Consider the following 15068-nt stretch of genomic DNA (forward strand, 5'->3'; position numbering starts at 1 on the left):
TTGAAATGCTGCTAAACGTCTTATTTTTAGAATAGTAATAAATTTGTGTTCGTGTGTTTTTGGTATATTAAAATTTATTATTTTTAATAAAAATTATCTCACATGCTCGTTAAAGTTTTTGGAAGCGCTGTTTTTGGAGTGGAAGCCACAACAATTACTGTAGAAGTAAATATTGATAAAGGAATTGGTTATCATTTAGTTGGCTTACCTGACAATGCCATTAAAGAAAGTAGCTATCGAATTGCCGCTGCTCTCAAGAATAATGGGTACGCGATGCCGGGCAAAAAGATTACCATCAATATGGCTCCGGCTGATTTGCGCAAAGAAGGATCAGCATATGACCTTACTTTAACCATTGGCATCTTGGTTGCTTCACAGCAAATTACTGCCGTAGATGTTGACAAATACATTATCATGGGCGAGCTATCTCTCGACGGAAGTTTACAACCCATTCGTGGTGCCTTGCCTATTGCCATTAAAGCGAAGGAAGAGGGTTTTAAAGGATTTTTTCTGCCAAAGCAAAATGTAAAAGAAGCCGCAATCGTTGCTGGACTGGATGTGTACGGCGTGGAAAATGTGCAAGAAGTAATTGATTTTCTAGAGGGAAAAGGCAATCTAGAACCAACGACAATAGACACGAGAGCCGAATTTTACAAAGATTTAGACTTTCCAGAATTTGATTTTAGCGATGTCAAAGGGCAGGAGTCTATTAAGCGATGTATGGAAATAGCGGCTGCCGGCGGTCATAATATTATTTTGATTGGACCACCCGGAGCCGGAAAAACCATGCTTGCTAAACGATTGCCTAGTATTTTACCTCCTATGACGTTACGTGAAGCGCTCGAAACGACTAAAATTCACAGTGTAGCTGGTAAACTAAAGGAAGTTGGATTGATGAATCAAAGACCTTTTAGGAGTCCGCATCATACGATTTCTAACGTGGCGCTAGTAGGAGGAGGGAGCTACCCGCAGCCAGGCGAAATTTCGATGGCACATAATGGGGTTTTGTTTCTGGATGAGCTACCTGAATTCAAGCGCGACGTGCTTGAAGTCATGCGTCAGCCGCTTGAGGATCGCGAAGTCACGATTTCAAGAGCCAAGTTTACGGTCACCTATCCGTCGTCGTTTATGTTGGTGGCGAGTATGAACCCGAGTCCGAGTGGGTTTTTTAACGATCCTGATGCGCCACAAACATCCTCACCACATGAAATGCAGCGGTATTTAAGTAAAATATCGGGTCCATTGTTGGACCGAATCGATATTCACATCGAAGTAACCCCTGTACCTTTTGATAAATTGTCCGATGATCGCAAAGCCGAAAGTAGTGTTGACATCCGCAAGAGAGTCACAGCGGCTCGCGAAATCCAGTCGGCACGGTTTGAGGAGATGAACAACATTCATTACAACGCACAAATGAATACGAAACACATCAGGGAATACTGCTCGCTTGACGATACCTCCAAACAATTACTGAAAACCGCGATGGAACGCTTGAATTTATCCGCTCGTGCTTACGATCGGATTTTGAAAGTAGCCAGAACGATTGCTGATCTTGAAGCAGCGCCTACAGTTGTTTCTTCGCACATCGCTGAGGCAATTCAGTATCGCAGTTTGGACAGAGATGGTTGGTTGGGGTAATTTGGAGTTAACTTTGAGTACTTACTATTTTGTCATTCCGAAGAATGAGGAATCTCTTTATTGCGATAACTGTTTTTAGGAGCACAACAATTGGTTTCCATAACAACTTGATTTCCCGCTTTACGTTTTATCTCTTGTATTTGCTACCGCAATACAAGAGGATGCCACTGCAATCGGGGCTAATAATGACCTTTTGTTTTCGAAACAACCCTAGGTATTGTTTGTTAACGTGGTTAGACTATTTTGTTTAAATCAATGCACTTTAGGATAATTTGGAATCTCTTTATTGCGTTAACTGTTTTTAGGAGCACGACTATAGGTTTTCATAACAACTGCATCTCCCGCTTTTCGTTTTATCTCTTGTATTTGCTACCGCAATACAAGAGGATGCCACTGCAATCGGGGCTAGAAATCACGTTTTATTTTCTAAAGAATCATAGGTATTGTTTGTTAACGTGGTTAGGTTATTTCGATTTCAGAACAGCTTCCGTTCCAGATTTTTGTAAAAAGCTGCAAGTTGTTTTTAACCTTTAAGAGAAAGGGTATCTATTATTCTTCTGAAAATAAATCGTCTGGTATAGCCCCGATAGCAATGAAAATCCCCGTATGGGCTAGTGTTTAGCCTATACGGGGATTGTAATGTATAGCGGGAGAGATCGACTTTTGAAAAAGAAGTTTTCTGCTCCTTGAAAAAAAATTATCTAGATCTTCGGTCATTGTTAGCGTTGGGACGTCTTGGTCCAAAGCTATTATTTGAACTTCTGGTAGTAGTGTCCGCTTTTGGTTTCCTTGGAGCAGAATTACGTTGTTGTCTGCCTTGTCCTTGTTTTATAGGCGCGGTAGATGCGTTAGGGTCAGGCTCGAAACCAGCGATATTTTCGGTTGGTAACTTCATTCCGATTAACTTTTCGATGTCACGCAAAAACACGGTTTCGTCAGGGCTGAATAAAGAGATAGCCTCTCCATTTGCACCAGCTCTACCGGTACGACCAATGCGGTGCACATAATCCTCAGGGATGTTAGGCAATTCAAAATTGACAACATGCGGCAATAAAGGAATATCCAGTCCACGAGCGGCAATGTCAGTAGCTACCAAAGCGGTAAGTGAACCGTCTTTAAAACCAGCTAAGGCCTTTGTACGCGCGCCTTGTCCTTTGTTTCCATGAATAGCTGCAGCTTTGATACCTGCGGCAAGCATACTTTCGGTTAGTTTGTTAGCGCCTTGTTTGGTGCGGGTAAAAACCAAAATTTGTTTCCAGTTTCCGTCGGTGATTAATTTTATAATTAGTTCGGTTTTCTTCTCCTTTGCCGTTGGATATACTTTTTGAGTAATCGCATCCACGGTTGTGTTCTCAGGGGTAGCCTCAACGTGCACGGGATTGTTTAAGATTCCTGTAGCTAGTTTTTTAATGTCTTTTGAGAAAGTGGCTGAGAACATCAAGTTTTGCCTTTTGACAGGAACTAGTTTTATAACTTTCTCGATATCTCTAACAAATCCCATGTCTAACATACGATCAGCCTCATCTAGTACTAATATTTCGACTTTGGCAAGTGATAATAGGCCTTGATTGTGTAAATCTAGTAAACGACCGGGTGTTGCAACCAAGATGTCGATTCCTTGACGCAATTGTGCTACTTGTGGTTTCTGGTTTACACCACCAAATAATACGGTAGTTCTTAAATCTAGAAATTCACTGTATTCTTTGATATTGGCTAGAATTTGCGCTGCTAATTCTCTAGTAGGAGTAAGGATTAAAGCACGAACGGGTCTGTTGCTTAAGTGTTTTCCTTGTGATAATATTTGCAAAATAGGTAGTGTAAAACCAGCTGTTTTTCCTGTTCCTGTCTGTGCTGATGCTAATACATCTTTACCTTCTAAAATGGGTGGTATTGCTTTTTGTTGTATTGGAGAAGGATTTGTGTATCCTTTTTTGCTGATGGCTTTTAGTAGCGCATCAGATAAACCTAATGAGTTGAATGACATAAATGGTGTTTATGAAGCATTTTGTATTTTTTAATATGCTTCTTTAAGTAGCTGCAAAGGTACTGCTAATTTTTTTGATGTGGTTTTGATTCTAGTTTTGTTTTTGAAAATGCTAATTATAGTAGAATTGTACAAATAGAGTAATTGAATCTTGCCGACTTATTGTTTTGTATTGGAGCTCTAATATGAATGAAAGAGCTAATTTTAAAGAGCAAAAAAAATGGGACATTGTCCCATTTTCTATTACTTATATTTTTATCGGATTTCAGCGAAAGTATTTCCTTGCTTGATATCTCCCGTTTTGTATCCTTTCATAAACCAATATTTACGCTGTTCAGAAGTACCGTGGGTAAAAGATTCTGGAACGATATGACCTTGCATTTTAGATTGAATGGCATCATCGCCTACTGCGTGGGCTGCGCTCAAAGCTTCATCAATATCTCCATCTTCAAGGAAGTTATTCATTTGTTGGTTGTAATGTGTCCAAACTCCAGCATAGAAGTCAGCTTGTAGTTCTAGGGCTACGGACAATTTATTAGCCTCAGCTTTGGATTTACCTTGTTGCATTTGTCGCATTTTTGATGAGGTACCTAGTAACGTTTGTACATGATGTCCGATCTCATGAGCAATCACATAAGCAGTAGCAAAATCCCCTCCTTTTGCACCAAAACGTGTTTTTAGCTCTTCAAAAAAAGTTAAGTCCATATAAACCTTTTGATCCGCTGGACAATAAAACGGTCCTGATGCTGAGGTTGCATTTCCACATTTCGTGTTTACAGCGCCTGAAAACAAAACCAAATTAGGCTCTTTGTACGTCATGTTGTTTTCTTGGAAAATTTTAGTCCAAACGTCTTCATTATCTACTAGAATAGCATTGATAAAGGCTTGTTCCTCGAGTTCTTTTGCTGTTAAATCTCTTTGCTCTGTTGGAGCGCTTTGCTTGCCCTGTGTTTGTTCTAGTATGTTACCGACCATTTGTCCGTTCTCACCACCAAAAGCATTTAAAAGTAAAATCACTATTCCAATAAGTCCACCACCCACGATGGTTTTACCACCGGATGACATTCCTCGTCTGTCTTCTAAATTACCGCTTTTACGTCTGCCTTGCCATTTCATATTGTACTATTTATTGTTTTTATTCGTTTCAGTTTTATTTTATTAACCATTTTAAAAGTGTTTGTTCGATAGCGCCTTTTATAATTGGTTTGGATATGTAATCATTCATTCCTACTTTCAAACATTTATTTTTTTCTTCTTTTTCAGTTCCTGCGGTAATTGCAATTATTGGAATTTGTTCCCCTAAAGTAGTTTTTCTGATTGCTGTCGTAGCTTCATATCCGTTCATTATTGGCATTTGAATATCCATAAATATAATTGCTGGATTAATTTCTTCAAATTGATCGATTGCCTTTGACCCATCAGAGATTTCATAAATAATTGGATCAACTAAGATGTTTTTTATAATTGTTTTCAGTAATAACATATTAATTTTATTGTCCTCTACTAACATCACTCTAAGATTATGAAGTTGCTCGTTAGTTTGGAAAATAGCAATACTGTCGGCTTCATTATTGACTTCGAGAAGATTTAAATTCAGATCAGTCTCATTTGTCGTTTTTAAATCTAGATCAAAATAGAAGGTACTACCTACATTAAGTTCACTTTCTAATTGCAATCTGCTTTTCATCAACCCTAGTAATTTGTTTGAGATGGTGAGACCTAATCCAGTACCACCAAACTTTTTAGTTGTTGAATTGTCTTCCTGTGAAAAGGCTTTGAAAATTTTACTTTTATTTTTCTCGTGAATTCCAATACCGGAGTCAATTACAGCAAAGCGTATTCTCGTTTTACTTGCACTGATGTTTTTTAGCACTGAAACATTAAGTTTGATCGTTCCTTTTTCAGTAAACTTTACCGCATTGGCTAATAAATTGATCAAGATCTGCTTTAAGCGAACTGTATCTGCATAGAAATACGTTGGGACTTCAGGATCGATAGTAAGCTCTAGCTTTAGGTTTTTCTGATTGGATTCGAATAAAATTAAATCTACAATTTCTTTTAATAATTCTCTGATATTGTCTTTTTCGATAAACAAGTCAAGTTTTCCTGCTTCTATTTTCGAAAAGTCTAATATGTCATTTACAATCTCTAGCAAGGTATGAGCCGACTGGTTGACGGTATTCATGTGCTTTTGCTGAATTTCCTCCAGTTGGGTTTTCATCAGCAAGTCAGTAAATCCAATTATTCCGTTTAGTGGCGTTCTGATTTCATGACTCATATTCGCTAAAAACTCTGATTTGGCTCGATTGGCAGCTTCGGCATATTCCCGACCTTTTATAGCTTCATCTGCTTCCTTTCGCTGTGTGATATCGATCATGATTCCTTCGATATAGGCTATTTTTCCGTTTTTTAGGATGACATCTGCAAATTCCTCTACCCATACAATTTTTTGATCTGCCCTGATGATTCTAAAAACTAAATGAAAGCCTTGGTTTTTGGCTAATTTTGCTTTTATTTTCTGCATGGTTTGATCTGCATCATCAGGATGAATCAAGTCAGTGAAGAGGATTTCTTTATTTAAGAATTTAGTTCGATCATAGCCCGTTAGTTTTTCTATTTCGTCATTAAGATAAATTTTGGTGTAAGCGGTATCATTTTCAGCTAGGTAAACGGTACCAGGAATATTGTTGGCTAATAATTTAAATTTCTCCTCACTTTCATAAATAGCGGTTTCAGTATCAATCTGTTCAATTGCAGAAGCTATGTTTCGTGCTAATGTTTGTAATATGTTTAATTCATCGTCATTCCAAATTCTTTCTTCATTAGTGTCATCAAACCCCAGAAAGCCATGAAATTTTTCTTTTACAAATATGGGAAACAATATCAAAGACTTAACGCCAACATGTTTAAGTTTATTCTTCAAAGATTTGTTTTCCAAATTAGGAACGTAAGCACTAAAAATTTTATTCTCTTGTAATGGAAGTAAAAGGTCCTCAAAGAAAGGATATGGCATGTTTTGCAGCTCTGGATTATTTTGAGATAAACTTATTTCATCCTTTATCCAGCGGTATTTTTGGCTAATTGTTTGTTCCTTTGCATTATTTTCGTAGTAGTAAGCTCGGTGCGACTTTGTGGCATTTCCCATTATAATCAATACATCAGCAAACATATCTCCGATATCTTTATTGTTCAAGAATTTTTCAGTGCATTTAGTCATGGCAGCTAATAATTCGCTTTTATACGTTAGCTTTTCTTGAATTTCAAGTCTCATTTTAGATTCAAATCCAATCGCAATAATATCAGATACTGATCTAGCAAAATTCACGTCTTCATTATCCCAATGTTTCAAGTCCTCAATAGCTTCAAAACATACAATACCTTTAAGGATTCCGTTTATAAATACCGGCGTGTCTATCAGGGAAGTAATATGATTATCTGGGATATAGTCTTTGCACAATTCTGAACAAATCACATTATTATATACATTAGAAGCTACTACTTGGACCTTATCTTCGATTGCATTAAAATAATTTGGATAAGCTGCTTTACTCAGCTGATACCCTCTAGAGAAACTAAATCTTTCGTGGGTACGCTCATATAGGTAAGTGCACTCAATGTAATCAGGGTGGTATTCCCAGTAGCTGGCCCTACAAACGCCAATTGTTTTAGTGGTTATTTCTAGTATTACTTTTAGTTTATCTTCAATACTTTCCGAGTTCGAATAGCTTTTCTCTGTAAAACTTTTTAAAGCTTCACTGAATTTTAAATTTTTAAGCTGCCTTTGAGCTTTCTCACTTTCTATGTTTTTTAAGAATGTTATATCTCTTGCTATGATTGAATACCCTATTATTTCTTGATTTTCTCCCCTAAGAATGTTGACTTTTTGAGATAGCCAAATTTCGTCTCCATCTTTCTTTTTAATAGGGAATTCCAATAAAGGCAAGTTGTCTATACCCTTTTTAATTTGGTTGTAAAATTCATCAAAAGTAGGTAAGTAAAGATCGGGAATTAGTTGATAGTATTTCATCGAATATAATTCAGACAAAGTAAATCCTGTTATGATTTCTGAATTTTTATTAATAAAAGTGAAATTACCCTCAATGCTTAGCTCGTAGATCATATCATAGGCACTTTCTACTAAATTTTCATATCGTTTTTGAGTTTGAATATGATCCGTAACTTCCTGACCGATACTAATAGTCAAATCATCTGAAAATCTTTTGTCGTTCCATTGAATAAATTTAAAAGTACCGTTTTTACAAGTTAGTTTTTTGATCTTTAGTGCATCTCCCTTTTTGTCTGTGATATCAGTGGCGCTATGTGTTTCTATATTTTCAACTAATTGCCAATAACCTTGACCTAAAACTTCTTCGACAGTATAGCCAAGAATAGGTTTTATAGTTTCACTGCAAAAGACAATTTCGTTTTTACTATTCTTGGCAATAATCAGCGAGTTTCCTTTATTTATAATTTGATTATTAAAAAGGAACTTATCGTTAATTCCTGAAATTGAAATATGTCTGATATAATTGATGCAAATAACAATTAGAGTATAGTTAAGCAGTATAATACTTGTCTCTATGGGTATTGTTGTGAAGGAAAGTAAAGCGATTAAAAATAAAACAATACAAGCAATAAATAGTTTATAGTATTTTGCAGGTTTTAGGACATTGTAAGAAAAGAAAATAAAAATCAAAAAGGTAATTACAGGAATCCCATCTGTAGTCAAAAAGATTAAATTGCTGCAAACATAAACAAAGGCTAGTAAAAAGATCGTTTTAAAAATAATTTGAATATTGGCAAAAACTAGCTTTGATTTTAAACTAACAAAATAAATGAGCAATAAAAATGCTGCTATCGAAGCATTGTATATAAAAAGGCTTTTAGGTCGTAGTTTAAAAACCTCGAATGTGATTTCAAGTGTTAAAACAATGAGACCAATAAATAAAAAATAAAGTTGGAACTCTTTCGAGATAGATTTCTCTTTGGAATAGTTAACACTAAAATTGTTTTTTAGATCTTTATTAATCTTATGAAACTTAAATAGCAATAAAAAGATAAAGACATATATTAGTGGCAGTACCGCTCTAAAAACATTTTTGCTAAGAGAAAGGGTATTGATCAGTTGGTCTGAATTTACTATTGTTGGCAAATATTCATTGTCAAATCCTAAGCTGATAGCTATATAATTATTAAAAATAATAAAATATAATTCCATTGATTAGGATTTGACTAAGTAGTTACTAATTTTCAATACTAGCTAAATGTAAAAAAAAATCGTTAAAAAAAACAATATTGGTTAAAGTTCTTTGCCTTTAACCACTATTAGTTTCATTTTGTACTTATAGTATTTCATCTTCAGCGGTGTCAAAACCTACGATTTGACTGTACACGGCAAAATAGAGGGAATACATAAAAGGTATGGTGAAAAATATACCAATGCAACAACCAAAAATCCCAATTAGTGAAGTAATGTAGGAAACTACAAATAAACCAACTAATGTTAACGGTTGTTTGAGAATCAAAACAATGCTTGATGTAATAGCATCAGTAGCTTTTAAGTCGCTAAAAATAATTAAAGGTATCGTTAGCATCGTTATAAAAGTGACTGCAGTAGAGGTTAGGATTTCCAGGTAGGGAAGATCTAAATAGGTTATTGCTGTACTCAAAGCAGTATTGAAAATTCCGATTAGTAACGAGGAAAGTACCAGCTCCTTAAAGTAGGGTGCTGCATAATAAGTAAATACTGTTGAAACATGAAATTCTTCGTCTCTTTGTGCTGCGTGTGCCATTTTAATAAGACCTGCAGGAAATGGACTAAGTAAACAAACAGCAATGACTGTTCCAATCATTATAACTATATTATTACTTTCGGATATAGTCGAACCATTTAAATTCTCTGGTTTCATTGCTTCAACAAAGCCTGTAACTCCAAAATAGGATATTAATCCTGTGACTAAGAGGATACTTATTAAAATTGAAAAAACAAAAATCATTAGCCCAGCATAAAGAGCAATTTTTTTGTAATTCTCGAAAGCTAGATTGAAAACGTTTTCAAATTCTAGCTGATATCCATTTGCTTTTAAAGCTTCAATTTTAGATTTTTTGTTGTCCATAGGTATGCAATGATAGGTTTATTTTAATGTAAAGTATAAAAGGACTCTTAGGTCCATTTCAATAATTTTTTAACTAATTCTAGTTTGTCTTTATAAGGAGCGTAGCGTAACGGTAAGTCGAGCCAAGTTGCTTTTTTCACAATGCTTTTTTTATGCGAAAAAGTATCAAAACTAAATTTACCATGGTAGGCGCCTGATCCACTATGTCCCACACCTCCAAAAGGTAATCTACTGTTAGAAAGGTGCACTACTGTATCATTTACACAACCACCTCCAAACGAATATTTTTGGATAATTTCATCAGCAAAATTACTGTTTTCAGTAAAAACATAAAGCGCTAGTGGTTTTTCATATTTTGAAAACAAAATCTTAATATCCGCTTCATTGGTGTACGTTACAATTGGTAAAAGTGGACCAAAGATTTCTTCTTGCATGATGGCAGAATCGATGTCAAACTCTTCTATTAGAGTAGGAGCAATATAAAATGTTTCAGCAGCTGTTTTTCCACCAAAAACAACTTTGCTAGGCTCGATTAAAGCTTTTACGCGTTCCCAATTTTTATGATTAACAATTCGGGCAAAATCTGGAGAAGTCTCTGGATTAGCGCTGTAAGCTAAAGTGATCTCTTCTTTCAGGTAATCGATTAATTTGGCTTTTACTGTCGCGTGCACTAAAATATAGTCGGGAGCTACACAGGTTTGTCCTGCATTTATAAATTTACCCCAAACAATCCTTTTGGCGGCCAATTTTAAGTTGGCTGTCTCGTCAACAATGCAAGGGCTTTTACCGCCTAACTCCAAAGTAGTAGGAGTAAGGTGCTGGGCTGCTGCTTTGGCAACTATTTTTCCAACAGGTATACTACCAGTAAAAAAGATATAATCCCAACGGGCAGATAGTAAGTCTTGAGCGACTTCAACACCACCTTCAACAACAGTCACATGCTCTTTATCGAAAGTTTTGCTGATCACTTTAGCAATAATTGCTGATGTATATGGCGTTAATTCCGACGGTTTGATGACCACCTGATTACCCGCAGCAACTGCTGATACAAGTGGACATAAGGCCAATTGAAAGGGGTAATTCCATGGCGCAATAATTAAAACTTTGCCGTAGGGTTCTTTGTATATATAATCTCGTGAGGGAAAGTTTATAATTGAAGGCAAAACTTTAATTGGTTTTGACCACGATTTTATGTTCTTTATAGTGTGTTTTAGTTCGGTAATAACATAATTCGTTTCCGTAATAACCGACTCAAAAGCCGGTTTTTTGAAATCTTTATGCAGTGCGGCTACTATTTCATCTTCATGTGTAATCAGATTGTGGAGCAGTTTTACTAAGGTTTCTTTGCGGTAGCTAATATTTGTTTTATAATTCATTTTAAAAGTAGCTTACTTGTTTCTACCGCAAGTTAATTTAAAAATTCAATTATATATTTTTATTTTCATTATTTATAGTGCTTTCCAAAGTACTTCATTGGGTACTGGCGCTACGATTGTTACCAATTCTTTACTCACCGGATGTATAAAAACAAGTTTTCGAGCATGTAAATGAATACCTCCATCAGGATTAGAGCGGTCAAAACCATACTTTAAATCCCCTTTAATGGGAGAATTTATTGCAGCAAGTTGTGCTCTAATTTGGTGATGTCTTCCCGTATGAAGGTTAATTTCCAAAGCAAAATAATTGGTCAATTCTTTAAAAACGGTATACTCTAAACTAGCTAATTTACTATCAGGCACTTCTTTGGTGTGTGCTTTCGAGCTGTTGTTTTTTTCGTTGCGTTTAATGTAATGTACTAATTTAGACTGCGCAAGTTCTGGTTTGTTCTTTACGATCGCCCAATAGGTCTTTTGTGTTTCTCTATTTTTAAATAACTCATTTAATCGGGTCAGCGCTTTAGAAGTTCTTGCGAATACGACGATGCCGGTAGTCGGTCTATCTAATCGATGCACGACTCCTAAAAATACTTCGCCGGGTTTGTTGTATTTATCCTTGATGTATTCTTTTACAACTTCACTTAAGGGCTTGTCTCCCGTTTTGTCCCCTTGCACAATATCGCCAACACGTTTATTGACAATAATCAGATGATTGTCTTCGTGAAGTACTTGGAGATTTGTCTTATTTGATATTTCTTTCATTTGTGTATTTTCAGCTCTTATTTACGAATATAAATAGCCGTTTTGTAATTGCTTTCGGTTAAAATCATTTGGTCAAGATACTGCTTAGGAACTGCTTCGTCCCGCTGTGTCAAAGTGATTAAAATCAACTTTTTATTTAGTTTAAAAACCGAGTCAAGTTGCGATGCTTCTTTGATTAATTGTGCCTTACCATTAGTATAAAATTGTCCCGAATAATTTTTTTCTTTCCAATAGTAAATTGGTAGAGTTGTATTCTCTTTCTTTTCCATAGTCTGTTCCAAAATATATTTATCGGAATTCATATAAAAATCTATTTTTCCGGTTGCAAAAACAGCAAAATAAGCGATAAAAACAACGGCGGGAAAAAATAAGGCGATACGTATAAGTGTTTTTTTAGTTGCGAAATCTTCCCACCAATGTACCATTAAAAACATGATAGGAATAGTCACAGGAAGCATGTAGGTATGTAAAATGTTTTTAGAAATGGTAAAAAATACCGGTGTCCAAAGTAGCCATAAAACTAAGAAGGAAATCCAGCTATCTTTCAAAATAAGCTTTCTGTTTTTCCAAATTTTATAAAAAACAATTTGGACCCATGGAAAACCAAAAGCAAACATAAAAGCCCAGATCATTCCCAGCGGTTGTGTCTTTGGTTTGCCATATAAATCACCATTCCAACCTGAAACTACAAATCGCTTGTAATGCTCGCCAATTATAAAATAGTCTAGAAAACCAGGCGTCTCTTTTTCAGCTAAATAGTACCACGGAATAGCAATTACAACAGTAATAAGGAAACCAAATATGATTGAAAATTTAGAAAAAAGCGCTTTAAATCGTCCGGGTTCAAGACAGCACCAAATAAATAGCGGTGGAAAAGTAAGGACCATAATCAATGGACCTTTAGCAAGTAAACCGAGTCCTAACGCGACAAAAAACAAATAATTCCAGTAGGTTTTTTTATCATCATACATCGTTTTCCAAAATGAAAGCATCATGATGGTTACACAAAAGAGCAAGGCAGTATCTGTGGAAACAACGCCGGTATGAATTAAAAACTCAGGCATTGTAAGCAAAATAAATCCTGGTAAGTAAAAAGACACTCCACTTTTTTTAACCATTTTTCCCGCTAAAACAATTAAGGCAATATTTAGAAGGAAGGAAGGTAGTCTCGATGCAAATTCGTTGACTCCAAAAGCAATATAACTCCCCGCGGATAGCCAAGTGGATAATGGAGGTTTAGCCCAAAATGGAATCCCGTAATCTATCTGAGGGACAATCCATTTATTAGTTTCCCACATGATTCGGGCTATTTCAGCATAACGAGCTTCTGTTTTATCTAACAGAGGAATTTTTGCGATTAGCAGCAATCTAAAAAGAACAAGCGTTATAACGGCAATGTAAAGTACGTAGGAATTGTTTTTTAATTTTTCAGGAATCATGAAAGACGATTTTTTATTAAACAAATTGGCTGTTTTTTTGCTTATTGTACTGCTTACTTATGTTGTACAAATCCAACCACAATTTGAAAAAATACGTTGGTTTTACTTTTGAGTTTCCTTTTTCGATCCAAGATTTAAGTGGTACTTCATTCATTTTACTTAGCGCCTTTTGTTTACCATAAAGCAGCTTCATTCTAAAAAAAAGTTCCACATCAAAAAGCCATTTCGATATAAATTCTTTTTTAAAAATAGCAATTGCAATTTCTTTAGTAAAGACTTTACAACCACATTGGGTATCGTACACTTTTAAGTCCAAGATGTGAGAGATGAAAGTTGCTATGATTCGACCGATCAAGAACCTACTGTTTTCTCGTTCAATCGTAGAGCCTATCTTTGTAATTCTGGACCCAAAACAAAAAACAACATCATTTGTCAGATTGTCGCTAACGGCTATGAATTCTTCCAAGGTAGTCGCTAGGTCAGCATCTAAATACCCTATAAATTGATGGGAGAAATTTTGATTACAATAATGTATTCCTTGGCGTACTGCCTCTGCTTTACCTGAGTTTTTTAATAAGGAAACAATATGAATTTGGCTTGAAAAATCATTCTTAATTTCGTTTAAAACAGCTAAAGTCTTATCAGTCGAGCCATCATTTACAAAGCAAATCATGGCAGTAGGGTAGTTGTTTAAGAAGTTGCTGTACTCCGCAATACTAATTCCTTTAACCTCGTTATAACAAGGAATAACAATACAAGTCGAAAATGTGGTTGTCATAGGAATTTGTTTTAAACAAATGTACGGTCTTCCAATCTAACAGAGGATTAAATAAAGGTTAATATTGTTCTTTTTCATTAGGGAAATCACGCGATTTTACATCAGTAACATATGCACCAATGGCCGTGGTCATACCTTGATAAAGGTCCATATATCTTCTCAAAAAGCGAGGACTAAATTCATTATTCATTCCTAACATATCATGAATCACTAAAACTTGACCGTCTACACCACCACCAGCACCAATTCCGATTACAGGTATTGAGATGCTTTTAGCAACTTTTTCGGCTAAATGCGCTGGTATTTTTTCCAAAACAAGTGCAAAACAGCCTAATCTTTCTAACAGTTGAGCGTCTTCGATCAGTTTGTCGGCTTCTTCCTCTTCTTTAGCACGAACTGTATACGTGCCAAATTTATAGATGGATTGTGGGGTTAAACCCAAATGTCCCATTACTGGAATACCTGCATTTAGTATTTTTTTTATTGATTCTTTGATTTCTTTTCCGCCTTCGAGTTTGACAGCATGTCCACCGCTTTCTTTCATGATTCGGATCGCTGATCGCAATGCTTCCTTAGGATCTGACTGGTAGCTACCAAAAGGTAAATCCACTACTACTAAAGCGCGTTCTATAGCTCTTACTACTGATGATGCATGGTAGATCATCTGGTCTAACGTAATAGGTAAAGTCGTTTCATGTCCTGCCATAACATTACTGGCGGAGTCGCCCACTAATATTACATCAATACCAGCGGTATCTACGATTTTGGCCATGGTATAATCATATGCTGTTAGCATCGCTATTTTTTCGCCATTAGCCTTCATCTCTATTAAGGACTTGGTCGTAATTCTTTTGTAATCTTTTTTCGCAGTAGACATAATTGTAGCTTTTGTAGCTGTAAAAGTAGTAAAACAAATTTGGATGAACCTAAAAAATGGATTTGACTTTCGTCAAACCCATTTAAAAAGTGCTTAAT

10 protein-coding genes are annotated in these 15068 nt (G+C 35.7%); 1 reads left to right on the plus strand and 9 read right to left on the minus strand.

What is annotated here, in order from left to right:
* Window positions 1-102: 102 nt before the first annotated feature.
* Window positions 103-1638 carry a YifB family Mg chelatase-like AAA ATPase gene (locus tag ACZ2G0_RS09375; RefSeq protein WP_470307399.1) on the plus strand — a complete coding sequence of 512 codons (1536 nt, stop codon included), beginning with the start codon at window positions 103-105 and terminating at the stop codon, window positions 1636-1638.
* A 697-nt stretch (window positions 1639-2335) separates the two neighbouring features.
* Here ACZ2G0_RS09375 and ACZ2G0_RS09380 read toward each other — a convergent pair.
* From ACZ2G0_RS09380 to panB, 9 genes are all read right to left on the minus strand, one after another.
* Window positions 2336-3622, minus strand: coding sequence for a DEAD/DEAH box helicase (locus tag ACZ2G0_RS09380; RefSeq protein ID WP_470307400.1), 1287 nt, complete (start codon window positions 3620-3622; stop codon window positions 2336-2338).
* 255 nt (window positions 3623-3877) lie between these two features.
* Window positions 3878-4738: a KPN_02809 family neutral zinc metallopeptidase gene (ypfJ, locus tag ACZ2G0_RS09385; protein WP_470307401.1), complete on the minus strand. Its 861-nt coding sequence runs from the start codon at window positions 4736-4738 to the stop codon at window positions 3878-3880.
* A 34-nt stretch (window positions 4739-4772) separates the two neighbouring features.
* A complete protein-coding gene (locus ACZ2G0_RS09390) occupies window positions 4773-8840 on the minus strand; it encodes a PAS domain S-box protein (RefSeq protein WP_470307402.1) in 4068 nt (1355 codons plus the stop codon).
* 124 nt (window positions 8841-8964) lie between these two features.
* Window positions 8965-9738, minus strand: a complete 774-nt coding sequence (locus ACZ2G0_RS09395; protein ID WP_470307403.1) for a hypothetical protein — start codon at window positions 9736-9738, stop codon at window positions 8965-8967.
* A 47-nt stretch (window positions 9739-9785) separates the two neighbouring features.
* Window positions 9786-11114: an aldehyde dehydrogenase gene (locus tag ACZ2G0_RS09400; protein ID WP_470307404.1), complete on the minus strand. Its 1329-nt coding sequence runs from the start codon at window positions 11112-11114 to the stop codon at window positions 9786-9788.
* Window positions 11115-11186: 72 nt separating this feature from the next.
* A complete protein-coding gene (locus ACZ2G0_RS09405; RefSeq protein ID WP_470307405.1) occupies window positions 11187-11876 on the minus strand; it encodes an RluA family pseudouridine synthase in 690 nt (229 codons plus the stop codon).
* A 17-nt stretch (window positions 11877-11893) separates the two neighbouring features.
* Window positions 11894-13315 (minus strand): ArnT family glycosyltransferase, encoded by a 1422-nt coding sequence (locus tag ACZ2G0_RS09410; RefSeq protein ID WP_470307406.1) that lies wholly within the window; start codon window positions 13313-13315, stop codon window positions 11894-11896.
* Between the two features lie 16 nt (window positions 13316-13331).
* Window positions 13332-14093, minus strand: coding sequence for a glycosyltransferase (locus ACZ2G0_RS09415; protein ID WP_470307407.1), 762 nt, complete (start codon window positions 14091-14093; stop codon window positions 13332-13334).
* A gap of 58 nt (window positions 14094-14151) precedes the next feature.
* Complete coding sequence (gene panB, locus ACZ2G0_RS09420; protein WP_470307408.1) at window positions 14152-14970, minus strand: 3-methyl-2-oxobutanoate hydroxymethyltransferase; 819 nt, start codon at window positions 14968-14970, stop codon at window positions 14152-14154.
* Between the last annotated feature and the right edge of the window lie 98 nt (window positions 14971-15068).

The sequence above is a fragment of the Flavobacterium sp. KKT103 genome (assembly GCF_055640565.1).

Bases quoted from the DNA above. Each gene is read 5' to 3' on its own strand.
- ACZ2G0_RS09380 (WP_470307400.1), bottom strand. From the start codon at position 3,622: ATGTCATTCAACTCATTAGGTTTATCTGATGCGCTACTAAAAGCCATC.
- ypfJ (WP_470307401.1), bottom strand. From the start codon at position 4,738: ATGAAATGGCAAGGCAGACGTAAAAGCGGTAATTTAGAAGACAGACGA.
- ACZ2G0_RS09400 (WP_470307404.1), bottom strand. From the start codon at position 11,114: ATGAATTATAAAACAAATATTAGCTACCGCAAAGAAACCTTAGTAAAA.
- ACZ2G0_RS09390 (WP_470307402.1), bottom strand. From the start codon at position 8,840: ATGGAATTATATTTTATTATTTTTAATAATTATATAGCTATCAGCTTA.
- ACZ2G0_RS09405 (WP_470307405.1), bottom strand. From the start codon at position 11,876: ATGAAAGAAATATCAAATAAGACAAATCTCCAAGTACTTCACGAAGAC.
- ACZ2G0_RS09410 (WP_470307406.1), bottom strand. From the start codon at position 13,315: ATGATTCCTGAAAAATTAAAAAACAATTCCTACGTACTTTACATTGCC.
- ACZ2G0_RS09415 (WP_470307407.1), bottom strand. From the start codon at position 14,093: ATGACAACCACATTTTCGACTTGTATTGTTATTCCTTGTTATAACGAG.
- ACZ2G0_RS09395 (WP_470307403.1), bottom strand. From the start codon at position 9,738: ATGGACAACAAAAAATCTAAAATTGAAGCTTTAAAAGCAAATGGATAT.
- panB (WP_470307408.1), bottom strand. From the start codon at position 14,970: ATGTCTACTGCGAAAAAAGATTACAAAAGAATTACGACCAAGTCCTTA.
- ACZ2G0_RS09375 (WP_470307399.1), top strand. From the start codon at position 103: ATGCTCGTTAAAGTTTTTGGAAGCGCTGTTTTTGGAGTGGAAGCCACA.